General features: G+C 44.2%; 24 protein-coding genes and 1 pseudogene. 15 read left to right on the top strand and 10 right to left on the bottom strand.

The genetic code is table 11. The features are described 5' to 3' along the window. Nucleotides 1–22: 22 nt before the first annotated feature. A complete protein-coding gene (locus V7K48_RS30815) occupies nt 23–337 on the bottom strand; it encodes a YkvA family protein (protein WP_335078476.1) in 315 nt (104 codons plus the stop codon). Nucleotides 338–792: 455 nt separating this feature from the next. On the opposite strand from V7K48_RS30815, the gene V7K48_RS30810 reads away from it, so the two are divergent. The 3 genes from V7K48_RS30810 (at nt 793) to V7K48_RS30800 (ending at nt 2863) form a co-directional block, all read left to right on the top strand. Next, nucleotides 793–1521: a MotA/TolQ/ExbB proton channel family protein gene (locus V7K48_RS30810; protein ID WP_335078474.1), complete on the top strand. Its 729-nt coding sequence runs from the start codon at nt 793–795 to the stop codon at nt 1519–1521. A 43-nt stretch (nt 1522–1564) separates the two neighbouring features. Continuing rightward, nucleotides 1565–2266, top strand: a complete 702-nt coding sequence (locus tag V7K48_RS30805; protein ID WP_335078472.1) for an ExbD/TolR family protein — start codon at nt 1565–1567, stop codon at nt 2264–2266. Between the two features lie 234 nt (nt 2267–2500). Beyond that, entirely contained in the window at nt 2501–2863 is a 363-nt protein-coding gene (locus V7K48_RS30800; protein WP_335078470.1) for a phage holin family protein, read from the top strand. 97 nt (nt 2864–2960) lie between these two features. On the opposite strand, the gene psb29 is transcribed toward V7K48_RS30800, so the two are convergent. Further along, nucleotides 2961–3668 carry a photosystem II biogenesis protein Psp29 gene (gene psb29, locus V7K48_RS30795; protein WP_335078468.1) on the bottom strand — a complete coding sequence of 236 codons (708 nt, stop codon included), beginning with the start codon at nt 3666–3668 and terminating at the stop codon, nt 2961–2963. 209 nt (nt 3669–3877) lie between these two features. On the opposite strand from psb29, the gene V7K48_RS30790 reads away from it, so the two are divergent. Then, nucleotides 3878–4483, top strand: a complete 606-nt coding sequence (locus V7K48_RS30790) for a chromophore lyase CpcT/CpeT (RefSeq protein WP_335078466.1) — start codon at nt 3878–3880, stop codon at nt 4481–4483. Nucleotides 4484–4733: 250 nt separating this feature from the next. On the opposite strand, the gene V7K48_RS30785 is transcribed toward V7K48_RS30790, so the two are convergent. After that, nucleotides 4734–5102, bottom strand: coding sequence for an STAS domain-containing protein (locus V7K48_RS30785; RefSeq protein WP_012411454.1), 369 nt, complete (start codon nt 5100–5102; stop codon nt 4734–4736). A 283-nt stretch (nt 5103–5385) separates the two neighbouring features. Beyond that, nucleotides 5386–6426 (bottom strand): oxygen-dependent coproporphyrinogen oxidase, encoded by a 1041-nt coding sequence (hemF, locus tag V7K48_RS30780; protein WP_335078464.1) that lies wholly within the window; start codon nt 6424–6426, stop codon nt 5386–5388. A 449-nt stretch (nt 6427–6875) separates the two neighbouring features. On the opposite strand from hemF, the gene V7K48_RS30775 reads away from it, so the two are divergent. The 8 genes from V7K48_RS30775 to V7K48_RS30740 all read left to right on the top strand — a co-directional run bounded on the left by V7K48_RS30775 (nt 6876) and on the right by V7K48_RS30740 (nt 16962). Further along, on the top strand, nt 6876–7400 hold the full coding sequence (locus V7K48_RS30775; RefSeq protein ID WP_335078462.1) for an SRPBCC family protein: 525 nt from the start codon (nt 6876–6878) through the stop codon (nt 7398–7400). 284 nt (nt 7401–7684) lie between these two features. Beyond that, nucleotides 7685–8758, top strand: coding sequence for an Mrp/NBP35 family ATP-binding protein (locus tag V7K48_RS30770; protein WP_335078460.1), 1074 nt, complete (start codon nt 7685–7687; stop codon nt 8756–8758). 179 nt (nt 8759–8937) lie between these two features. Next, nucleotides 8938–10251 (top strand): rod shape-determining protein RodA, encoded by a 1314-nt coding sequence (rodA, locus tag V7K48_RS30765; protein ID WP_335078459.1) that lies wholly within the window; start codon nt 8938–8940, stop codon nt 10249–10251. Between the two features lie 87 nt (nt 10252–10338). Then, complete coding sequence (locus V7K48_RS30760; RefSeq protein WP_334974836.1) at nt 10339–10536, top strand: NAD(P)H dehydrogenase subunit NdhS; 198 nt, start codon at nt 10339–10341, stop codon at nt 10534–10536. A 110-nt stretch (nt 10537–10646) separates the two neighbouring features. After that, nucleotides 10647–11303, top strand: coding sequence for an HAS-barrel domain-containing protein (locus V7K48_RS30755; protein ID WP_335078457.1), 657 nt, complete (start codon nt 10647–10649; stop codon nt 11301–11303). Nucleotides 11304–11448: 145 nt separating this feature from the next. After that, the gene (locus V7K48_RS30750; RefSeq protein WP_335078455.1) at nt 11449–13587 is read left to right on the top strand and encodes a cation:proton antiporter domain-containing protein; all 2139 of its coding nucleotides are present in this window, start codon (nt 11449–11451) and stop codon (nt 13585–13587) included. Nucleotides 13588–14473: 886 nt separating this feature from the next. Continuing rightward, nucleotides 14474–15424, top strand: coding sequence for a UDP-glucuronic acid decarboxylase family protein (locus V7K48_RS30745; protein WP_335078452.1), 951 nt, complete (start codon nt 14474–14476; stop codon nt 15422–15424). Nucleotides 15425–15570: 146 nt separating this feature from the next. After that, nucleotides 15571–16962 (top strand): UDP-glucose dehydrogenase family protein, encoded by a 1392-nt coding sequence (locus tag V7K48_RS30740; protein WP_335078450.1) that lies wholly within the window; start codon nt 15571–15573, stop codon nt 16960–16962. Nucleotides 16963–17312: 350 nt separating this feature from the next. Here the strand turns inward: V7K48_RS30740 and V7K48_RS30735 are convergent, their stop codons facing one another. From V7K48_RS30735 to V7K48_RS30710, 6 genes are all read right to left on the bottom strand, one after another. Continuing rightward, the gene (locus V7K48_RS30735; protein WP_335078448.1) at nt 17313–17519 is read right to left on the bottom strand and encodes a hypothetical protein; all 207 of its coding nucleotides are present in this window, start codon (nt 17517–17519) and stop codon (nt 17313–17315) included. Then, complete coding sequence (locus tag V7K48_RS30730) at nt 17507–17764, bottom strand: hypothetical protein (RefSeq protein ID WP_335078445.1); 258 nt, start codon at nt 17762–17764, stop codon at nt 17507–17509. The genes V7K48_RS30735 and V7K48_RS30730 overlap by 13 nt, the downstream gene beginning before the upstream one ends. A gap of 149 nt (nt 17765–17913) precedes the next feature. Next, nucleotides 17914–19647 (bottom strand): ABC1 kinase family protein, encoded by a 1734-nt coding sequence (locus V7K48_RS30725; protein WP_335078443.1) that lies wholly within the window; start codon nt 19645–19647, stop codon nt 17914–17916. 416 nt (nt 19648–20063) lie between these two features. Then, nucleotides 20064–20264 carry a DUF6200 domain-containing protein gene (locus tag V7K48_RS30720; protein WP_335078441.1) on the bottom strand — a complete coding sequence of 67 codons (201 nt, stop codon included), beginning with the start codon at nt 20262–20264 and terminating at the stop codon, nt 20064–20066. A 167-nt stretch (nt 20265–20431) separates the two neighbouring features. After that, nucleotides 20432–20788, bottom strand: coding sequence for a hypothetical protein (locus tag V7K48_RS30715; RefSeq protein ID WP_335078439.1), 357 nt, complete (start codon nt 20786–20788; stop codon nt 20432–20434). Between the two features lie 86 nt (nt 20789–20874). Further along, nucleotides 20875–21060, bottom strand: coding sequence for a hypothetical protein (locus tag V7K48_RS30710; RefSeq protein ID WP_335078498.1), 186 nt, complete (start codon nt 21058–21060; stop codon nt 20875–20877). 161 nt (nt 21061–21221) lie between these two features. On the opposite strand from V7K48_RS30710, the pseudogene V7K48_RS35260 reads away from it, so the two are divergent. The 3 genes and pseudogenes from V7K48_RS35260 to V7K48_RS30695 form a co-directional block, all read left to right on the top strand. Beyond that, nucleotides 21222–21320 (top strand): annotated as a pseudogene (locus V7K48_RS35260) (DUF6444 domain-containing protein); the annotation flags it as partial. A gap of 120 nt (nt 21321–21440) precedes the next feature. Then, nucleotides 21441–21749 (top strand): hypothetical protein, encoded by a 309-nt coding sequence (locus tag V7K48_RS30700; protein WP_335078437.1) that lies wholly within the window; start codon nt 21441–21443, stop codon nt 21747–21749. 96 nt (nt 21750–21845) lie between these two features. Beyond that, a complete protein-coding gene (locus V7K48_RS30695) occupies nt 21846–23252 on the top strand; it encodes a WS/DGAT domain-containing protein (protein WP_335078434.1) in 1407 nt (468 codons plus the stop codon). Nucleotides 23253–23277: the final 25 nt, after the last annotated feature.

The following is a 23277-nucleotide window of genomic DNA, read 5'->3' as shown; positions in this document are numbered from 1 at the left end:
TTGTTAAATTTTATTTGCAAAACTACTTAACAGAAACAGCATCAACATCAATGGTGCTTGCAGTGGAGGTAGAAGCCTCAGTAGTATTAGGTACTTCAGTCGCCACATCACCCTTACGAGCTTTCCAGCCTTCAATTACTAGCCCGGACACCTCACCAACTAGCAGGGTCAAAAGGAAAACATCATCAATCTGTCCCACAACGGGTATAAAATCTGGAAGAATATCAATTGGGCTGATCAAATAGACTAACGTTCCTAAAATTACCCACCAACGGTACTTGGGGTTACGAAGCACATCGCGATACCAGGTGTAAAGTGATTGGATTGAAAATTTCATATTTTGAACCTCCAGTTATCTTTTATTTTGGCAAATTATCTTAAAAATTCCTGGTGGGAATAACCGCCCTAGTTAGTTAGGAAGACGCTACTCGTAATCTGCGATTCTGCACAAGAGTCTAGTAATTCTCTGACAACAAATAAATTATATGGATGTTGATTGTCTATTTTAAAGGGGAATCCTAGCTATATAAGCCTAAAGTTTCGCTTCTTGAGTGTAAATTTATCTGCTTTTACGAAGGCGAAGCACTAACGCAGGAAGGAAGTGAGTTTATCATTCAATTGCCTACCCAGCAGCAATTTTCTCCAACAGTCTAAGTCAAATATCCATACTTGCACTGTCTTTTCAGGTTTTCGAGAAATTTATATTTTGGAAGTCCCTCATTTTGCATTAATCTCTAGAATTAAAATGCTTTAGCATATTTGCTCTAGTCATGGAGGGAGGAAACTTAAACAGTGGATATTTTAGATTTATTTTATAAGGGCGGGCCAGCGATGTGGTCTTTGCTAGTTCTGTCGATTCTGTCTTTGAGTGTGATTTTTGAACGTCTATGGTTTTGGTTGCGAATTTTGACTCAGGAAAAGCAAATAGTCGATCGCATTCTGAATGCTGCCCAAGATAATTGGCAAGTAGCTGCGGACATTGCAAGACAAGCAAGCCATCAGCCTGTCGGGCGTTTTCTCTACGCCCCCTTACGTTTTCCAAAAACTGATGCAGAAACCTTTCGACTAGCACTGGAGGCTACGGCGGAAGATGAATTGGCTGGAATGCGGCGGGGCGAAAAACTTTTAGAAGCCGTAATTGCCCTAGCGCCACTGCTGGGATTGTTGGGCACGGTTTTGGGTTTAATCCGCGCTTTGCGATCAATTCGGATTGGTGATTTGGGAACTGAATCTACAGCTGGGGTCACTACTGGTATTGGTGAATCACTGATTGCTACGGCAACAGGGCTAATAGTTGCCATTATCAGTTTGGTATTTTACCGTCTATTTCAAAGTTTTGTAGTTAACCAAGTCAAAGTTTTTCGGAAGGCAGGGAATGAAATGGAATTGCTCTACCGCCAGTCCCCGCCCGATTTTAGCAATAGTACATCAGCAGTTGTGCCAGAAAATTTCACTCCACCCCGCAAGTCAGGAAAGACTAGGTTTTCTGAACCTCCGGAACCCCCGAATACACCTAATTAATAATCAAGAATTCAACCACCGAACTAGGCTTTAGAGTGAGACAATGAAAGTTAATCTACATACTCCAATTGAAGAAGTCCAAATTCAAATCATCCCTTTAATTGATGTTGTTTTTTGTATCCTGACGTTTTTTTTATTAGCGGCTTTACAATTTACACGCCAACAAGCAATTAATGTTGATTTGCCCAAAGCCAGCGCCAGTTCAGTATCTGGAATAACATCACAGAATGGAAGTCTAATTGTAACTATCGATGCCGTTGGCAATACTTACATAGAAAAACAGCCTGTAAAACGGGAAGATTTGGGAGTGAGGTTAAAACAGTATCTCCAAGCAAATCCCAGTGCTGTTGTGGTGCTGAATGCTTCGCGGACAGCAACTTACAATGATGTGATTGAGACATTGGATTTGCTACGGCAAGTAGGGGGCGATCGCGTCTCTTTGGGAATTATTCCTGGCCCATCTCAACCATCCACAAACTCACTTAACCAGCCTGCTGTCCCTTCTTTTCCAATCAATCCTGGTGCAGCACCAGTACCCACCACCGCACCATTTCCAGGCATCAATCCCGAAGGGAATCTTAACCCGAAATTTCCCTCAGCACCTAATCAAGTACCCTTGCCTACGGTAACTGGTCAACCTCCAACTAGGCAAGGCATTAGTCCGATCAATCCTGGGATTTCCAACCCACCAGCATCCCAAGCGCCTGTAGCACCCAAACAAACCCAACCTCCTCTTAAAAGATGAGATCAGGCAAGGGAGAGCAGGGGAGAGTTAGAATCTCCCTGATCTCCCTGATCTTTTTCATCTCCCCACTCTCTTTCAAGCTCTTTCCCAAACCTAAAGATATCTAAAATAAAATTCGGTCAGAGAAAAATTCCCTGCTAATTTATAGATAATTGGTTGAGCTTTAAAGATTTTTCCACCGATAAACTAAAGTAATTTATCACCAATTGCCATTCACGTTTCAGGGGTTGTGGCATGAATCTCGTAACGCTTTTAATTGTTTGGGTAGTAACAGCTATCAGCCTGTTGATAATTAGTAAATTACCTTTGGGAGTTGAAATTGACACTCCTGGTAAAGCCTTCCTTTCTGCCGCAGTGCTTGGGATCGTGACGGCAATAGTCAGACCGATTTTAAGCTTCGTTTTTGCAGTACCAAATTTACTCACATTGGACTTATTATCCGGCATTTTCACATTTATGATTGCCGTGGTTTGTTTTAGTATGGCTGCTTCGTTAGTAGAGGGCTTTCGCTTGCGTTACGGTATTTGGAGTGCTGTTATTGGGGCATTGGCGCTGACTTTTATTAACAGCTTAATCTACAAATTATTGGGCGTCTAAAATTAAAAGTTAGGAGTTAGAAGTGAGGAGTTAAGAGTTATTAACAATTACCTAACTCCTCACTCATCACTTTTCACTCCTGACTTCCATCTCCTAACTATTCATTGGAACTTGGGGGAGCAACGGGGGTAGTAGATTGTTGTTTACGTTGCTCACGTTTTTTGCGATCGGCTGAAAGCATATCTGCCATCACCACCAGTGCTTGCGCCATCTTGTCTAGGTTAGAACGGTATAGCTCCAAATCCTTGTTGAGTTTGTCATTGGACACGTGCAAGCCAGCAGCGATCGCTTTCAGCGCCTCAGTTAGTTGCTTTTCATCTTTGACCAATTCCGGATCTGACTGTTCTAATAACGAAAATACACCAATTGCAAACAAACGGTTGTATTTAAAGTTAGGATTGTTGGCGATCGCTTGCAGGTGTGCTTGCAAGTCAGCATCTTGATCTAAATAACTAGTTTGACCTAGCCACGCAATTAAATCTTTAATTTGCAAACCTTTAGCTACAGTTTGCAATCTTTGGGCATCTTGTCGATAGCGTTGCGGATCTTGTTCTATAGCCCGACATAGGGCGTTAAAAATTGATTCTTGATCATGTTCTGGTAAATAGCCTTGCATGAAGCGGTCAAAAGTAGTGACGACGCCCAAGGCATAAATTGGATTGTAGCTAAAATCGATATTTACTGACAGCAGATGCATTTCCACCATCAATTCTTCCACTACCCGACGATAAATAGTGTTGATCGGACGGGTGTGAAGATTGTAGAAAGTTCGCTTTGTATCAGAGACAGTACGGACGTTATTCACAAAGAAAAAGAAAATGTTAAGGGCGACGTATCTTTATTTTCTCGCTTAAAGGCTACTTTGCCAAGTTGAGCTTTTGGCTGGTAACAGTTTCATTTACAATATAGACAAATCAGAAGTATTTTATCAGCTCGTAGCCAGAGGGGATAAGACCTTTTGCGCTAAAAAACTAGCCAAAAATTATCATCGTTAATGATTCGTTTATTACATTTATGAACTTTTCGCCACAGTTAATTGCTTTAGGTGAGTACCTAGCTGGTGAGTTTGATAATCGAGAACAAGCCATAGGAGAACCAGTTTGGTATGTCCACCTCCGCATGTGGCAAAGACCAGTTAATCTTTTCACAGAAGATAGCATCACCCTGTTTGCCGAACAGGCTAACGTTATTAACCTAGATCAACCTTACCGCCAGCGAATTATCCGGTTGCGTCAGGGGAGCAACTCTGACACATCTGTGAAAGTACAATACTACATGCCTCAAGATCCAAGTGCATTAAAAGGCGCAGGTCATAACCCTGCTCTACTAAACACACTGACACCCGAACAATTAGATTTACTACCAGGTTGTATCCTAACAGTAAATCAGGAAACACTAGCCCCCGATCGCTATAAGTTTACCACTACCCCACTACCAGAGACTCGTTGCAGCTTTACTTATCTTGGCAATAGCGTGAATGTTTCCTTGGGATTTGAAGCCACTGTCGCAGAATTTCACAGCTACGACAAAGGAATTGATCCAACAACTGGAAAAGCGACTTGGGGAGCGATTATGGGGCCTTATCGCTACACCAAGCGAAATCAATATTTTATAAGATAAACTTATTGATCGAGAGGATTCTGATTATCTAGTAAGTGTTGACTTAGGGATTAATAACGCAAATTTTCTAGAGTGAACGCACGGCGAAAGTTCTAACGGCACATTGAGAACGCCAACTACTCTGGATACGTTGAGAAATCTTGTGGTTTCTTAGCGAAAGAATCCCCAACTATAGCCGTCAGGCTTAGTTGGTGGTGCGTTCAATTAACTCTTCACTCCTAACTCCTAACTCCTCACTCCTAACTCTTTTTTAGCTAGCGATGCTACGAGGTACACCTTCTAAAGCTTCCTCTTCTGTTTCAAAGATTTCAAAGACAGTATCCATCATCGTAACTTCAAACACGAGTTTGGCTTCTGGATGTACATTGCAGATACGGAAACTGCCCTTGACTTTATCAGCATCACGCATCCCAGCTACCAAAGACGTGAGACCAGAACTATCAATAAAATTTACCTGAGCCAGATTTACAACTACATGGCGGCTGAGTTTGGAAATACACTCTTGTAACTTCAGGCGAAATTGCCAAGCAGTGGTAATATCTAGGCGACCTGCTGGTGTCAGCACAATAACGGTGTTTCCGTCTTGGGTTGTATAAGTTTTTTGGTCTATATGAATCACTAAAGCCCTCCCCGTGGCATTCCTCTTAAGATTAACTAGTTACAGAATTTTTTAATGCTGTCACTTGAGATTAACAAGCTATAGCTAAAATTGTCACCTTTTTATGCTAAGTGCTTACATTTGGTAGTTTAACTCACCAAAATAGTGCAGAGTGGCAAGTTGAAATGGGGGAGATGGGAAAACCAGGGAGATGAGGGAGTAGGGGAAGATCAGGATAATTATCATAACTCCTGACTCTTGTACAGACGCGATTAATCGCGTCTCTACTCCTAACTTAGCACTATTAACTGGGTGTCCAGTTGATCCAATCTTGAGGCTTAAGGAAGGTTTCATACAACTCGGCTTCAGGGGAGTTGGGTTCCGGTTGATAGCCGTATTCCCAGCGCACTAAGGGTGGTAGGGACATGAGAATTGATTCGGTGCGTCCGTTGGTTTGCAGACCAAAAATAGTGCCTCGGTCATAAACCAAGTTAAATTCTACATACCGTCCCCGGCGGTAGAGTTGAAAATTCCGTTGGCGATCGCCATATTCTATCCCATGTCGCCGTTCTACAATTGGTACATAAGCTGGTAAAAATGCTCTGCCACAGTCTTGCACAAAGGCAAACAAATCTTCCCAACTGCGGGTTGCTGGTGTTCCCACCTGGTTACTATAAATAGCCGCTTTCCCATTGGGATTTGGCCCGCGATATAAAGCACCCTGACCATCTTGGTAATCAAAAAACAGACCACCTACACCCCGTGTCTCATCACGATGCTTGAGGTAGAAATATTCATCACACCACTGCTTAAACACCGAGTAATATTCTGGGTGGTTTTGGTCACAAGCCTGTTTTAATGTTTTGTGTAAATGTGCCGCATCTTCAGCAAAGGGGTAATAAGGTGTCAAGTCAATACCACCACCAAACCACCATACTGGCCCCGCTTCAAAGTAGCGATAATTTAGATGGACTGTGGGTACGTAAGGATTGTGAGGATGTAATACCATTGAAGTGCCCGTGGCATAAAAGCCATGCCCTGCTGCTTCAGGGCGTTGGGTTAAAATTGAGGCTGGCAAATGGTCACCTGCAACTTCAGAAAAATTTACACCTGCTTGTTCAAATATTGCACCTTCTCGCAGCACGCGCGATCGCCCTCCACCTCCTTCTGGGCGTTCCCAACTATCTTCGAGAAACTTACCTACACCATCTAGTTTTGTTAACGCTTGCGTAATTTCGTCTTGCAATTGTTTCATAAACTGACTGACCCTAGTCTGAGCGTCAGTTGCTGGCAAAGACTTCGATGATTCTGCTGCTACAGTTGGTATTTGCGAGTTGGTCAACATAGATTCCCGAACCTAAATTACAATTTCCAGAAAGCCACAAATTTCTTATCTTAAAATTTGGGGCAAACACGCGTCAACAATCAAGCTCTATTTGCCCAACCCGCTTTTTCTTACTGGTTAAGCATTTATACGATTGATGGGCATCACTAGAGTTATTTTCCCTCAAATGCGTATAGGCTTGTTGTATATTGACTGAGTTTTTTTTTAATTTTTAATTGGAATATTCTGGTATAAATACTAAACTTTAGTCGTAACCTTGAAGTATCAAGGGTAAGACTTGCCTGCTCAAAACTTCTTTGCCATATTATTATGTTGGCTGTTGGCGTCTTTGCCAAATCGAGGCTTGCTATGTTTAGGGCATTTCTGAGAAAGTTTTAATTTAGGAACTGAGCGTAGTTGCCTATCACACCAGAGTTACCAGAAAGTATCTAGGGAGGAGGATTAGGAAAATGCAAGGTTGGTTATCCAAATTCATCCACCGCAAACGTCGTCGGTTTTGCGCTTCTCTGGTGCGGACGTATCGAGAGATTAGTTCTGCTTCTGTAGATGAACTGTGGCAAAAAGTCGCTGACTTAACAGATGTTTCCTGGCATCCACTACTTAAAAGTACTAATGTCCCCTACGGATTAGTACCCAAACCAGGATTGATTTTTCATGCTGTAACACGCTTTTGGCCGATTCCCATCCGAATTTTTGTGGAGCGCGTCAATCATAAAGAGATGCTGAGTATCCGAGTGCTGGCGATTCCTGGGATAGAGGAACGAGTGACTTACCAAGTAGAGTCAACGGTTTGTGGTACTTGTCTGTCTTATTCTGTAACGCTACGAGGTTGGTTCTCACCCCTAATTTGGTCTTTATCCCGTCCTTATGCAGACCGCGTAGCACGGTCTTTAGTCGAGGCAGTAGAAAAGACGGCATTGTCAACGGTATCTGGTAAGAAAAAATCCCTTAATGATAGTTGTTTTGATTTTTAGGTGATGGGAGCTGGGGACTTTTAAGAGGCAGAGGGGCAGTTCTTGCTATGTGAAAGGGAAGAAAATACTCCCCTCTGCTCCCCTGCTTCTTTTCCCATGCCCAATAACTAATCCCTAAAGAAAGTTAAGATTCTATTAGGTGATAATGCAATTTGCTAAGTTTTATGACGGCGGTAACAGTGATAACACTAAGCTGACCTTACTTAAGAAAGCATCCAGTTAATAGCTAAGATGTTCGCCACAAGTGTATTTTTTCATTTTCAATTTTGAATTTTGAATTTTTTATGTACGATGTCCTCGACTCCATCTCTGTCTTAGAAGTGTTGCGACCAGTGGAAGACCCAGAACTCCGCAAAAGTCTGGTAGAACTGAATATGATTCGCAACGTCAAAATTGACGATGGCAAGGTTAGTTTCACTTTGGTGTTGACCACTCCTGCCTGTCCTTTACGTGAATTTATCGTTGAAGACTGTCAGAAAGCTGTCAAAAAACTCCCAGGCGTTACAGATGTAAGCATAGAGGTGACGGCAGAAACACCCCAACAAAAAAGTTTGCCCGACCGCACTGGCATTTCTGGGGTGAAAAATATCATTGCTGTTTCCAGCGGTAAAGGTGGCGTTGGTAAAAGTACGGTGGCGGTGAATGTAGCTGTGGCTTTAGCTCAAACTGGGGCGAAAGTCGGCTTGCTAGATGCTGATATCTACGGCCCCAATGACCCTACCATGCTGGGTCTGGCTGATGCCCAAATTACTGTCCGCTCAACCGAAACAGGTGACATCCTAGAACCTGCTTTTAATCACGGCGTCAAATTAGTTTCAATGGGCTTTTTGATTGACCGAGATCAACCAGTAATTTGGCGGGGGCCTATGCTCAATGGTGTAATTCGCCAGTTTCTCTATCAAGTTAAATGGGGAGAACTGGATTATTTGATTGTAGATATGCCACCGGGAACGGGAGATGCTCAGTTGACTTTAACCCAAGCAGTGCCGATGGCAGGGGCAGTAATTGTCACTACGCCGCAAACTGTAGCCCTGTTAGATTCTCGCAAGGGATTGCGGATGTTCCAGCAGATGAATGTCCCGGTATTGGGAATCGTCGAAAATATGAGCTATTTTATCCCCCCCGATCAACCGGATAAGCAGTATGACATCTTTGGTTCCGGTGGTGGCTCCAAAACAGCCGCCGAATTGGGAGTGCCATTATTGGGGTGCGTGCCACTAGAGATTTCCACGCGAGTTGGTGGTGACAGTGGTGTGCCAATAGTTGTTGGTGAGCCAGATTCAGCCTCGGCAAAAGCATTAACAGCGATCGCTTTTACCATTGCTGGTAAAGTATCAGTTGCTGCCTTGACACAATGACATAATAAATTTTAATTTCTATCTACTTCCTGGACTATAGCCTGGGAATACTAAGGATTGGGCATGGGGCATCGGGGATAATCGGAATGAAAAAGCAGGGGGAGCTGGGAAAAAATAACCAATACCCAATACCAAATGCCCAACAATTAAATCTGAAAGCTAAAGTCTAAACTGGCACAATGTTGTTAAAACGATCGCTCCCCAAAATTCGCTGGAAGTCTTGGGTTAGGCCCTGGCAGGATGTAGATTGGCTACTTTTTTGCTTGCCGATTGCTGTCAGCATCTTTGGCGGCATCATGATCCTCAGTACGGAACTGAAACAGCCAGTAACTGACTGGTGGTGGCACTGGTTGGTAGCGGGTATCGGCGTGCTTATAGCCCTGTTTTTATCTCGCACCCGTTACGAAATCTTGATGCAGTGGCACTGGGTGACATACGCACTGACGAACTTTAGCTTAATCGCTGTGATGATTGCTGGTACTAGCGCCAAAGGGGCGCAGCGGTGGATTAGTATCGCCGGCTTTAACGTGCAACCCTCAGAATTTGCCAAAATCGGCATGATCATTACCTTAGCAGCTTTGTTGCACCGACGGACTGCTTCTAGCCTCGAAGGTGTTTTTCGCGTTCTGGCAATCACCGCTATACCTTGGGGATTAGTATTTTTGCAGCCAGATTTAGCAACATCACTAGTCTTTGGTGCGATCGTCTTAGGAATGCTGTACTGGGCAAATGCTAATCCAGGCTGGTTAATTCTGATGATTTCTCCTGTGGTTGCCGCCATTTTGTTTAGTATATCTTGGCCTTTATCAGAGCCGATAGTTTTATTCAAAGAACTATCTTTTGGGTTATTAGGGCTAATTTGGTCAGTTGCGATGGCTATTGTGGGCTGGCAAACTCTTCCCTGGCGTCGATTTGGTTTCGGTGCTATCAGTGCGTGCAGTCTCAATATATTGGGTGGCGAATTAGGAGTCTTCGCCTGGAACCATATTTTGAAGCCGTATCAAAAAGATCGGCTAACTGTATTTATAAACCCCGATCACTATCCACTCGGTGCTGGATATCACCTAATCCAATCTCGCATTGCCATTGGTGCTGGTAAAATTTGGGGATGGGGTCTGTTCAAGGGCCCAATGACGCAACTAAATTTCGTACCTGAGCAGCATACAGACTTTATTTTCTCCGCAGTGGGGGAAGAATTCGGTTTTGTTGGTTGTTTAGTAATGCTGTTTGTTTTCTGCTTAATTTGCTTCCGTCTACTGCATGTTGCCCAAACCGCCAAAGATAACTTTGGTTCCTTGTTGGCTATTGGCGTTTTGTCCATGATCATATTTCAGGTGATTGTGAACGTTGGCATGACTGTAGGTTTAGCGCCTGTGGCAGGAATTCCCCTACCTTGGATGAGTTATGGGCGTTCTGCTATGCTGACTAACTTCATTTCCTTGGGAATAGTAGAATCAGTAGCAAATTTTCGCCAAAGACAGAAGTATTATTGATTCGTCATTAGTCATTTGTAAGAACTAAGGACTAATGACTAATGACAAGTATTAAGCTATTAAAAGGAAACAAGCGAGGCTAAAAACATGATCCTGCCTGGAGCAACTGTTCGCGTCAAGAATCCCGCAGATACCTATTATCGCTACGAAGGACTCGTGCAACGGGTGAGTGATGGCAAAGTAGCCGTATTATTTGAAGGTGGTAACTGGGATAAATTAGTTACCTTCCGCCTGAGCGAATTGGAACTCGTAGAGATCACAGCTGGACGTAAAAAAGCCAAATAGATTAGTTAGGAGTGAGATTAGCTAGGAGTTAGGAGTTAGGAGTTATGATTCTTCAACTTATCACTCCTAACTCTTAACTCCTAACTCTCAACTCCTAACTCAGCACTCCCATGCGCCTCCCCCTACCACAGTTTGCTACTGGCGATCGCCATCCCAACCACATTGCGGAGGTGATTGAGACTACAAGTACCGAATTTTTGGCTCAGTGTTTGGAACCAGAAGATTTGAGCTTTCCCTCCATGCCACCTTTTGGTAGTTGGGTCTGTTCTTTAGATGAAGAATCTGGTAATCAAATTTATGCTGTGGTATATTATGCCACAACTATGCCCATAGATTCCGTACATAGAGCTAGAGCTTTGGGGTTGTCATTGCAAGACTTACGTGAGGAACAACCCCAGATATTTGCCATGCTCAGAACTGAATTCCGGGCTGCGATCGTGGGATTTGAGCAGTCTTCCCAGAATCGAGGTTATAACCAAAGAATATATCAGTATCTACCACCCCGTCCCCCGCAAATTCATCAAGCTGTTTATCGGTGTGAACCAGAAGCGATCATTAAATTTACTGAAGAACTAGATTTTTTGCGGACACTGCTTTGTATTAACGGTGCGCCAATAGAGTCTTTAGCCGCAGCTGCCATTCGAGATGTATACCAGTTACGCAAAGCTGACCGAGAATGGCTAATTAAAGCTGGACGTAGCCTGAGTGTGCTACTTAAAGACGACTACGATCGCTTGCGGTTCATTTTGAGTCAAATCCACCCGTAGATAGTTAGTTCTCCGACAACCTGCTAGTTAGTGTAAGTTAATATTTTTGATTTTTCGTCAGGTGGCTTCTCTATTTATTTATATCGATCAGGCGATCGTCCCCAAGGTAATCGCAGTTTTACCATAGCCCCTTCAATTCCTACCTATGGAACTCATCTCACAAGTTCTTGCTCTGGAACCAACTTCCCAAGTTCTTGGCAAGGAACCAATTGTTGCCTTTGCTATTTTGCTGGTCGTCATCTTAGTTATACCCATAATGTTTGAGCGGCTAAGATTACCAGGATTAGTGGGTTTGGTTTTCTCAGGGCTAGTACTTGGGCCTTCAGGCTGGAATCTATTTCAGTCTGACTCGCCGCTGATAAACCTGCTATCAGACATTGGGTTAATTTACTTGCTGTTTGTCGTCGGGCTAGAAGTTGATCTAGAACAGTTCCGCCGCCAGAAAAGTCGTGCATTTGGGTTTGCTAGCCTGACTTTCAGTGTACCCGTGGTGATGGGAACCTTAGTAGGGCTAATTTTAGGCTCTGGCTGGAATACTTCAATATTAATTAGCTCTTTATTCGCTTCCTATACCCTTTTGGCATATCCCATAATCAGCCGTTTGGGAGTGGTAAACAATGAAGCTGTTACTGTCACTATTGGAGCTAAGATTTTTACAGATATTGGCACAGTGCTGATCTTAGCCGTTTGTATAGCCGTCACTCATGCTGGAGCATTCAGCTTTGCTAAACTACTCACCTTGTTGGGTTGGTTAACTATTTACTCTGTTGCTGTTGTCACAGGCTTTGATTGGGCAGGCAAAGAATTTTTCAAGCGGTCTGGAGACGACGAAGGAAACAAGTTTTTGTTTGTGTTGCTTTCTGTGTTTCTGGCGGCTGTGGGCGCTCAATTGATGGGAGTAGAAAAAATTATTGGCGCTTTTTTAGCGGGTTTAGCGGTGAATGAAGCTGTGGGTGAAGGTCCAGTCAAAGAAAAGGTGCTATTTATTGGTAGTGTGCTGTTCATTCCCATTTTCTTTGTTGACCTTGGCTTATTGATCAATTTACCTGCCTTTGTGAACAACCTGAACACGCTCAAGTTAACGCTGTTGATGATAGTCGGTTTGATTGTCAGTAAATTGATTGCAGCTTTGTTGACAAAACTGGTTTACCGCTATAATTGGCAAGAAATGCTAACCATGTGGTCGCTGTCACTTCCCCAGGTTGGTACAACGTTAGCAGCAACGTTAGTTGGATATCGGGCTGAGTTGCTGCCACTAGAAGTATTACATAGCGTCATTGTCTTAATGCTTGTCACATCAACCTTGGGGCCGTTGATCACCAGTCGAATAGCTGTTGGTTTGACTTCCTCACCAGCCGAAGATCCAGCACCACCCCTACCTGACCAGAACGCACCAGAGATAGACAGTGCTTTTAGTATAGTCGTACCTGTGTATAATCCTCAGACCGAGCAGTATTTGATTGAAATGGCGGCGTTATTAGCGCGTCAGTCTCAGGGCAAAATTATACCGCTGGCTATAGCTACTGCTACTGCTCAGATGGATGCACCGCAGTTAGAAGCTTCTTTACAACGGAGTGAGTGGTTATTGACCAAAGCCACGGCACAAAGTCGAGTATTAGGCGTGGCCGCAGAACCAGTGCTGCGAATTGATGATGCCTTTGCTCAAGGAATTAGCAGAGCTGCTCGCGAACAAAAGGCTAATTTAATTGTTATGGGTTGGGGTAAACGGACTGGTTTGCGAGCGCGTTTATTTGGGAATGTGATTGATGGTGTGCTTTGGGCATCCCATTGTCCAGTAGCGGTGACACGTCTAGTAGAATCACCAAAAAAAATTCAGCGCATCTTGGTACCAGTAGAAAATTTAACGGCACCTACATTACAGCCTGTGCAATTTGCTCAGATGCTGGCAGAGGCAAATCAGAGTCATATTACTGTGCTGAATGTGTGCGATCGCCGCACTAGTTCCAGTAAAATTGCTTGGAGGCGATCGCATCTTTCCCTATTGGTATCAAAATTAGCTTTGGCCAATACCCCAGAAATTCAAATTATCGCTCATGAAAATGTTGCCCAAGCTATTTTGCAGGCAGCACGATTATATGATTTAGTAGTTTTACCTTTTATACGTAATCGAACCAGTCCTGGAGGGTTAGCCATTAGCGATGTCACAACTCAGTTAGCCAGACAACTCACCTGCTCCATTGTCATGCTTGGAGAACCGCAACGCACTCAAACCACAAATGTAGTTATGTCTAACACGGTTACCAGCATTACATCTGCTGTATGATATAAGGCAGAATTCAGTCCATTCACATGAATTGGGCTGGGTTGACGTCGTAGCCCGCACTCCTTTCTCTACGTTCGCGCAGCGTGTCACAGACAGACGCTCTTGCTAGCAAGCTTTAAGAGTAAGGGTACGGCAGGCTCAGTGACCACCGGAAGCATCGCATTCACAAAAAGTCTTTGCAACAAATGAATCGGCTGTAGAGATGTATAACTTTACCCCCCTACCAAGGTTTTGTAGAGGAATTTTGTGAAATGATATCAGGCTCTGCACTTAAGTTGAGGGTGGGATGTTGGCAAACGCCACAACTTGACTATTACAAAAATTTGGGTAATGGTAAGGTCTTAAACTTGCATAAGTGTCAACCTTCTCTCTGCATCTTTGTATTCAACAATTAGAACAGTAAGTAATAACCGTAAAAACACTTTATATTATTGAAGATTTGATGAACTTTAGCTAAAAGACTGACAATTTTCAAACAATGTTTGTTATTTTGCTAGTGAAATTATTAAGGAAGTAAATAAAAATACTACAAAACTACAATCAGAGAAAAAATAAGTTAGTTCAAGGAAGAGGCTCTTGGATAGGGGTTCAAAGCTTGGGGAAATGACCCTTGACTCCTGCTGTGGAGCAGAACATAGGTTTGAGTCCCCCACTTCCATTAAGTGGTTCTCGTAAAGAGCGGGAAGCTAGCGCAACAGGTGGGGTTGAATCCCAATTCTTTTCTATCCCTCTTGCTCCCTGCTAAGAGCTCCTTTGCCTTTTTTTCAATAACACTTTTTGATTGAGCCTTGTTCTTTTTCTCGTTTTGTATTTTTGTCCCCAAGCTGGGTAATCTAAAAGTAAGTGCAATAGCTACTGAAAATATTTGTAAGTAACTGGGAAACATATGAGAATTTTAGTGACGGGCGGTGCTGGGTTTATTGGTTCCCATCTCATCGACCGACTAATGACTGCTGGGCATGAATTAATATGCTTGGATAATTTTTACACTGGTCACAAACGCAACATCCTTAAATGGTTAGGTCATCCGTACTTTGAACTGATCCGTCATGATATTACCGAACCAATTCGGTTAGAAGTGGATCAAATTTATCATTTAGCTTGTCCTGCTTCTCCGGTACATTACCAATACAATCCAGTTAAAACCGTTAAAACCAACGTGATGGGAACGCTTAATATGCTGGGGCTGGCTAAACGTGTGAAAGCTAGGTTTTTCTTAGCTTCAACTAGCGAAGTATACGGTGATCCAGAAGTTCATCCCCAACCCGAAGAGTATAGGGGTAGCGTCAATCCTATTGGGATACGTTCATGCTACGACGAAGGCAAAAGAATTGCTGAGACTTTAGCATTTGATTACTATAGGCAAAATAAAGTTGATATTCGAGTTGCTCGGATCTTCAACACCTACGGCCCGAGAATGTTAGAAAACGATGGTCGGGTGGTGAGCAACTTTATAGTTCAAGCCTTGCGGGGTAATCCTTTAACCGTGTATGGTGATGGCTCGCAAACTCGTAGTTTCTGCTACGTTTCCGATTTGGTAGAAGGATTCATCCGCCTAATGAATGGCGACTACATTGGCCCAGTAAACCTGGGCAATCCTGGTGAATACACGATTTTACAATTGGCACAAGCTGTGCAAAACATGATCAACCCGGACGCACAGATTAAGTTCGAGCCACTACCTTCGGACGATCCCCGGCGTCGCCAGCCTGATATCACAAAGGCAAAAACTTGGTTAAATTGGGAACCAACCATTCCTCTACAAGAGGGGTTAAAACTGACAATAGAAGATTTTCGCGATCGCATTCAAAGCGATGTCAATAATTCAACCACCTGAGTGGCGCCTAGCATCGCTCTGAATTTTCATCCAGGCTCACCCTCGATAACTAATATGCTTAGTGGCTGAGTTTACTATCCGTGTGTAAGTGTTATATTGAGAACTTCTTTTTGAAGACTAACCCGAAAAAAGTGAGGAATTAAAAAATGCGTGTTTGCGTGATTGGTACTGGTTACGTTGGTTTAGTTACAGGTGCTTGCTTGGCTCATATTGGGCATGATGTAATTTGCGTAGACAACAACGAAGAAAAAGTTAAGTTAATGAAGTCTGGGCAGTCCCCAATTTTTGAGCCGGGACTCTCAGAAATTATCCAGTCTGCCATTCAAACAGAGAAGATTCATTTTACTAGTGATCTCGCTGCTGGAGTTGCCCACGGAGAAATTCTGTTTATTGCTGTGGGAACACCACCTTTACCCACTGGTGAAAGTGATACTCGTTATGTTGAAGCTGTAGCCCGTGGGATTGGAGAAAATCTCAACGGTGGTTATAAAGTCATAGTGAATAAATCTACAGTACCCATTGGCTCAGGTGACTGGGTGCGGATGCTTGTTTTAGATGGTATTGCAGAGCGGCAGAAAACACTGATACCCGCAGGTGGAGTGCCGAGTGATCAGAAATTACCTGAGGTTGCAGCCCAGTTTGATGTGATCAGCAATCCAGAGTTTTTGCGCGAAGGTTCGGCAGTTCACGACACCTTCAACCCTGATCGCATTGTACTAGGAGGTAATAGTCAAAGGGCAGTAGCCTTAATGCAACAATTGTATGCTCCAATTGTGGAACGCAAGTACGCTGCTGATCAATCTTTACCCCCTGTGCCAATTCTGGCAACAGATTTAAGTTCGGCGGAGATGATCAAATATGCTGCTAATGCCTTTTTAGCCACTAAGATTAGTTTTATTAACGAAGTTGCTAATATTTGCGATCGCGTCGGTGCTGATATCACCCAAGTAGCCAAAGGTATTGGTTTAGACTCCCGCATTGGTAACAAGTTTTTACAAGCCGGTATTGGTTGGGGTGGTTCTTGCTTTCCCAAAGATGTCGCCGCCCTGATTCACACTGCTGATGACTATGGTTATGAAGCCCAATTACTCAAAGCTGCCGTCAGTGTCAACGAACGTCAGCGGTTGATTGCTTTGGAGAAACTCCAACAAGTTCTGAAAATTCTCAAAGGCAAAACAGTCGGACTACTCGGACTGACCTTCAAGCCAGATACCGACGACTTGCGCGACGCCCCAGCACTCAACCTAATTGAGCAGCTAAACCGACTAGGAGCTAAAGTCAAAGCCTACGACCCTATAGTTTCCCAAACAGGTCTACGTCATGGGCTTTCTGGTGTGCTAGTCGAAACCGATGCCGAAAGACTAGCTGACGGCTGCGATGCATTAGTACTTGTTACCGAATGGCAGCAGTTCAGCACTCTGGATTATGTGAAGATGGCAAAATTGATGGCTCACCCCGTTATCATTGATGGTCGTAACTTTCTCGACCCAGAAACACTGGTACGCGCTGGATTCCAATATGTAGGTGTGGGAAGGTAGAAAGTTTTGAACTGACGTACAAAAGATCCCCTAACCCCCGTTTTTAAGTCCACGAGCATCTTGAAGACCACTAAATCTTTGATTTAGTGGGGGTGGAAAAACGCCGTTTATTTATCCATCAGTCGTCAGAATTCAGCATGAATTCTGACGACTGATGCTTTTATTCTGTTTTGATAATTTTGGACTAAATTTAAAATTTGTAGCTGTTTTCAATGAAGTAAGTAAGTCAGAGTAAATAATTAAAGGTTTGTAGTGAGGGCTTCAGCCCCCAAAGTAGGGCTAAAGTTCTCTCTACGAGACAGTACACGAACATTAGGAAATAATTTCAATATTTTTTACATTTACATTAGTTAATATATTTTACAGCAGTTTTCAATTGGATAGAACACGATGCGAAAAGAACCAGACAATAATCCATAACTATGCAACTGTTGCAACCATTTCACAATATCTAGCTGTGGGAAGTTATGGAAGGCGATCGCTTTTGGTTGTGGATGAGATGGAGTGATCGCCCTTGTGACTATCCAAAGTACGTTGGCGCAGCCTACCGCAGGCATCGCTTGTTTTTGGTTCTGGATGAAATACTGCGATCGCCTTTGTGACTATGCAAAGTGCGCTCACTTGTTTTTGGTTGTAGATGAAATAGTGCGATCGCCTTTGTAACGAACCAAAGTGAGTTGGTGCAGCCCGCCGCAGGCATCGCTTTTCCATTGCAATCCATAATCCAGCGATCGCCTTTCTGTTTGTTTTTTACTGGAAAGAAGTCTTTTTCTAAGCGCTCAGTAGCTTGAATCTCTGTCATTTCATCAATAGACTTCTTGCATAAATGCTTAAATTGTCATACTGAGCGGAGCTAAACAAAGGGGCTTAAACCTCTCATCCACATACTGCACAGGATCAACAACACCCCCCTTTGAGCCAATTCTCAAAACACCAATCGTGATACTCGTATCAACGCCGTTCGAGACGAGATAGAAGGTAAAACAAAAGCAGAAATAGCCCCACCCAGACCTCAACTGCAAGCTTTGATGCATTGTTTGCCCAAGCAGAATACTGATTAATCGGCAACCAACTGACCATGAACGCGACATGTTGGTGCAAAAACACCCAAACTCCCAGAATGATGCCACACCACACAATCTTCCTGACTTCGCCAGCCAGTGTTACTAAAAAGTCTTTCTTCGGTTCGATATGCCGCCGGACAGCTTTCTCACGCATCGACATCATCGTCAGATCAGAGATCTCAGACAGCCCATCAACCAAACGTATCATGATCTCGCCAACATCTGTCTGCTTCAACTGGTTCTGCATTCGTTCCATCGCACCATGAAAGTAACCGCCGATCAGGCCCATATAGTCCGCATTGGGGATCAGATAATTCAGCGACGCATCCATTGATCCCCAGGTTCGGAACACACGCAACAGTTGCCAACTGGACGAGACACGGTTCTTCCGCATCACGGTTCCTGCGGCTACCCCGATCGCTCCAATCGACTTTTCGTGATAAGAAAGGCTCCGGATGTTCATTTTCCCATCCCATTGCCGGTAACACTGGATCAACTGCGCTTTGATCCCCTCAATATTTTCCGACGGCAATGAATCGCACAGCATCAAACTGTAATCGAGTGCCCTGTCGTAGTCTTTCTCGGCGAGCGCAAACAGACTTCGCTTATAATAGCGCAGGAAATGAGCATCTAGGCTCCCAACGGCTCCCAAATCAATCAGGCAAATACGGCTGTCACGCAATAGCATGATATTCCCTGGATGCAAATCGCCATGAAATAAATTATCTTCCAACATCTGCCGGAAAAAGCTCTCAAATAAGCGTTGACCAACCAGTACCGGATCAATATTATTGATCCGGAGAATAGTTTCGAGGCGCTCTGGGTTCGTCTTGGCTGCACGAATATAGTCCGACATCAAAATCCCTGGCACATACTCGGTCGTCAGCACCCGCTTGCGGCTGTGGCTAGGGATTAACGTCGGCACATAGATGTTATGCTTACGCAGCGTCTGGTTCATGTGTTCAAGATTCGCCGCTTCATAGCGATAATCCATCTCCTCTTGCACTATCTGTCTGATCTCGGCGCTGATGCCATTCCAATCCAAATAGTTCTGAAACCCAGAGTTTTTCAATATAGACAGGATAAATTGAATCAACTGGAGATCCTGACCAAAGTTCTTGGCCGCATCCGGACGTTGCACCTTGACAACAACCATCCCCTTGATCGTGGCGATCCGGGCGCGGTGTACCTGCGAAACAGATGCTGCCGCAAACGGTTCCTCTTCAAACTCTACAAAGACTTCTCCGAGGGGACTTCCCAGTTCTTCTTCGATCACCTGTTTGACGTACTCAAAGGAGAATCCCTGTGAGCGATCTTGCAGTTTAGTGAGTTCTGTGCAGACCTCCGGCGGAAACAAGTCCAAACGAAGGGCGAAAAGCTGACCTGCCTTGACCATCAACCCACCTGCCCTTTCGATCAGATGGCGCAGCTCCCGTGCAAAATCTGCTGTTAGGTTGCCCGATCCGAAGAGGCGTTTGAAGAAATATTTGCCAAACAGTTTACAGAATCCACTTACAATGAAGAACGTTCGGTTCCTGTCAAGTGAGATTTCGTGAATCTGAAGGGGGCGTTTCTCAGGCGGTAAGTCAAGAGGGATCGGAATTAAGTCCTGTTGAAGCATCGATCATTGCGAAGTTGAAAGTACATTTGCTAGGTTACTGACGGCAAAATAATCATGGCTCTAGCTGCTTGGCATTGTCAGTGCTGAAGAGCGTCGAGCATCTACAGCACAAGGGATTGAACAGCCGAGCTAAGAACTCTCATCAACCGACACGCGTGCGAGAGCGACACATACGACGATTCAAATCCCAGGGCAAGCGCAATGGTTTCTTTCCGCCTTTGGATCGCTTCGAGACCATTTCCACCTAAGACAACATCAGCTCACAGCTAGACGCTACCAACAACAGATGCACCAACGCATGGAAGCTTGGTGAGAAATCGCTGGGTTGAATTCTGCTGAGTGATCTAAGCGTATCTGACGATGCAGGAATGATTGTGCTTAATTTTGAACGTACCTGGTTAAGTTGACAAGCCGTTCTATAAGATGATGAAAACCGGAACTACCTCCCCTGCAATAGTTCCGTGTATCTTCATTTGTTCAATAGCTACATACACATTGTCACAAATCAGACCTTTACCTTCATTTAAAAGTTCCTCGACGGACTCATCAGTTTGCGGCTCCATCTCAATAATGATGGGAGATGGCAGAATCTGGGCACTCTTAGTCGTATCTTGCATTAACTATATCCTCCGTAAAAATTATGAGTCAGATCATTCCTGATGTTGCTAGATTTTTTGAGGGCCCCCTAAACCAGCCGTCGGAAACCGCTTCTTCATCTTAAACAACGATCATTCACATCAAAGATTATTGTACTTTTTGCCATTAGTAACAATACAACCAAATCTTATCCCGGAACAGCGGGCACTTCTCGGATTAAATCAGGCTCATCGTGAATGAATGTAATTTGTAACGTCCCCATTAGCTCTTGCTCTGGCTTTTGCAGCGTTGAGTGATCAGCACACATCATTTGATCCAAGCTCTCTTTGCTCAAGTTCAAACCCGTCTCTTGAAGATTCACGGCAAGTTTGTCCACGTTGGCATCCGGCACCTCAAAATTGATACAAATTAAAATGTTCGAGTACAGATGAAAATCAGTAATCCAAGCCCCTGCTTGAGAAATGGCTTTACTGACTCGATCCGTCATCTGAATCCGTTCTGCTTTGCTAAACCCATCCAGGCGGAGAAACCGTTGCTTAACCATAAGCTAACCTTTAAAGTAGATCAGATCCGGCTTTAGCTGAAATCGTACCCTACATTTCTCCTGTTGGCTCGACTCAACCGAGAATTTTAGGGATTGGAGACCGAAAACTCAGCTAGGTCAAGAATAACATCTCCCACAGAGTGGCGTAACGGGGCGAGGATCTGCCGTTCCACTTCCTGCACCGCCTTTTCGACTTTGACTTTGTCACGCGGTTTGTTGGGTCGCACGGGCAGGATGGCAATCATATAATACTTAACGGGTGCGACCTCCACGCATCTGTACAGAGGGTAAGGGTAAGAGCTAGGCAGCTCAAGGAAAATTTGATAGCCTCAAGCGTATGGAAAACCAATCGGTCAAGCTCAATGTTCTGGCTGAGATTCCTGATTCTGACTAGGAAAAGACCCCAGAGAGCGTCAAGTGATGCGTCGGGCGATTACTGGAGCGGATTGCAGCTTTAGAAAAGAGGCAACAAGACCTAGAGGAACAGTTGCAGCGGAATTCGCAGAATTCATCGCAACCGCCGTCACAAGATGCGCTTACACTGTTTGTTATCCTTAAAGACTTCTGACAGTTTCTTTTTTAAAAATTTTTAACATCGAAACGGTACGATTCAGGTTAATATGATGTTGAAGTTAAGCTACATACATGACTTATGCGTACACCTATGCAAGTCGGTAAAGAAATTAAGCGGATTATCACGTTTGAAACCAACTCTATAGGCGAACCGATGGCAGTCGTGATTTACAAGAAAAAAGCGACACCCGCTCCTGCGCCTCCAAGTTTGGAAACGGCTCAGACCAATGCTAAGACCGTCCTTGAAAAGATTGTTGATTCCCAGATCGAAGCGGCAAATGAATTTAAGGTATTGAACGAACAAGCTGGCTCAGATTGGTTCAAGGAGCTTGGGAAGAATATTTCCCTTGCGATCATCAAAGGTGGAAGTGCATTGGAGACCAAATAGGCTGTGATTGCCATCAGCAATCAATACATCAGTAAGCAATAAGTTTACCTAATTAATTTAAGAAAGGGGACTGAGGGCGTTGCCCCTAGGCAGGGAGTGAATACCCCTCTATCCCCGAAAATTATCTTCAGTTTAATTACACCTAGCTACTTATATAGAAGTGAGCCAATATCTGTGTCTTTGTCTTCATCGTTTCCTGCGGTTGCTCAAGATCGGATGCACTTCATTAATCTCGGTACATGCAACGCCGTGATTCAATGTGTCCTTTCAATCAAAGACTGTCTTAATGAAAGGGTATTTGCTGAAAGCATAGACCGGATGCTTGAGTCAGAACCGATTTTGAGATGCCAGTGGATTGATAGCTCACTGTTTCCCCGATGGAAAGAAGTTGGGTCTGATCATGAGCAGCAATTTCAGTTGCTTCATGTCATCAATCTTGATCAGGAGATGGGCAACTTTATGTCGGCTCCCCTGGATCCAAGGACTGATAGCCTTATTCAAATTAGAATCTTTCGTTCCTACCCTGCCACTGGGGCGAGAGATACATTATGCGTCAAGCTCTCCCACGTCGTGTCCGATTTGGGTGGTCTGCGTTATCTGGTTTACAAGTTAGCAGAGACATACGCAAAACTGCGAGAAGATCCTGATTATCGTCCGGCTCAAGCTGTTCTAGAGCGCAGCGGTTGGCAAGTGTTTTTTAGGCTGCCGTTTAAACAAAAAATCCGGCTATTTCAAAAAGGCAAAAAAGATTTCGTTGCTAAGGGACAGTGGCTGATTCCATGCGATCGCCAAAGTAATGAGGGCATGGCGTATGCAACCCGAACCCTAGATGGGGAAAAGTTCTTATCGTTATCCCGGTATGCACGCGAGAACCGTGCTTCCCTGAATCTGGTGATGTTAGCGGGATTTGCGCGAGCGTTGCGCTGTCTTGCTGGGGTGGCATCAGACACCTCGCTGCCCCTGATGAATACGCTTGACCTGCGGCATTATTTGCGAAAGGAACGAACTCCGGGAGCTTGTAATCTCTCAGTCCCCTTGCTGTTGGAGGTTGTCTTTCAGGCAGATGACACTTTTGAGCAAACCTTGGCTCAATTGAAGTCAACCATGCTTGAGCAGAAAAAAAGCATCCCTGGTGTGTTTCAAGCCCTGTCGCTTGAAGTGTTGTTTCTTGCCCCCTTCTTTGCCGTCAAAAAATTGCTTGATCGCGTTTTTGCAGAAGCGGCTGCGTCTGGTGTTAGTGTGCCGCTGTTTTCAGATGGCGGCACAGCCAAGGTGGAGATTCCAGGTCACACCCTGCTGCATTCCTATGGTGTAGGGCCGATCACCTATGCACCCGCTTTCATGGTTACGGCTTCTACCTTTGAAGATACAGTGACGTTCGCTGTTGGATTCTGCGAAGCGTCGATATCCCGCGAGTCAATCGCCCATTTCTTTGACTTGATGGTGGAGAATCTTCCCTTACACAACAGTGTTGCGGATGGGATTGGTTCTGCTTCCAACTAGGGAATCTTCTAACCAACTGATTTAT

It is taken from the genome of Nostoc sp. (assembly GCF_036919615.1).
In the GTDB taxonomy this organism is placed as follows: Bacteria; Cyanobacteriota; Cyanobacteriia; order Cyanobacteriales; family Nostocaceae; genus Nostoc.
The sequence above is the reverse complement of the archived record's forward strand: the minus strand, read 5'-3'. Positions and strand labels throughout refer to the sequence as shown.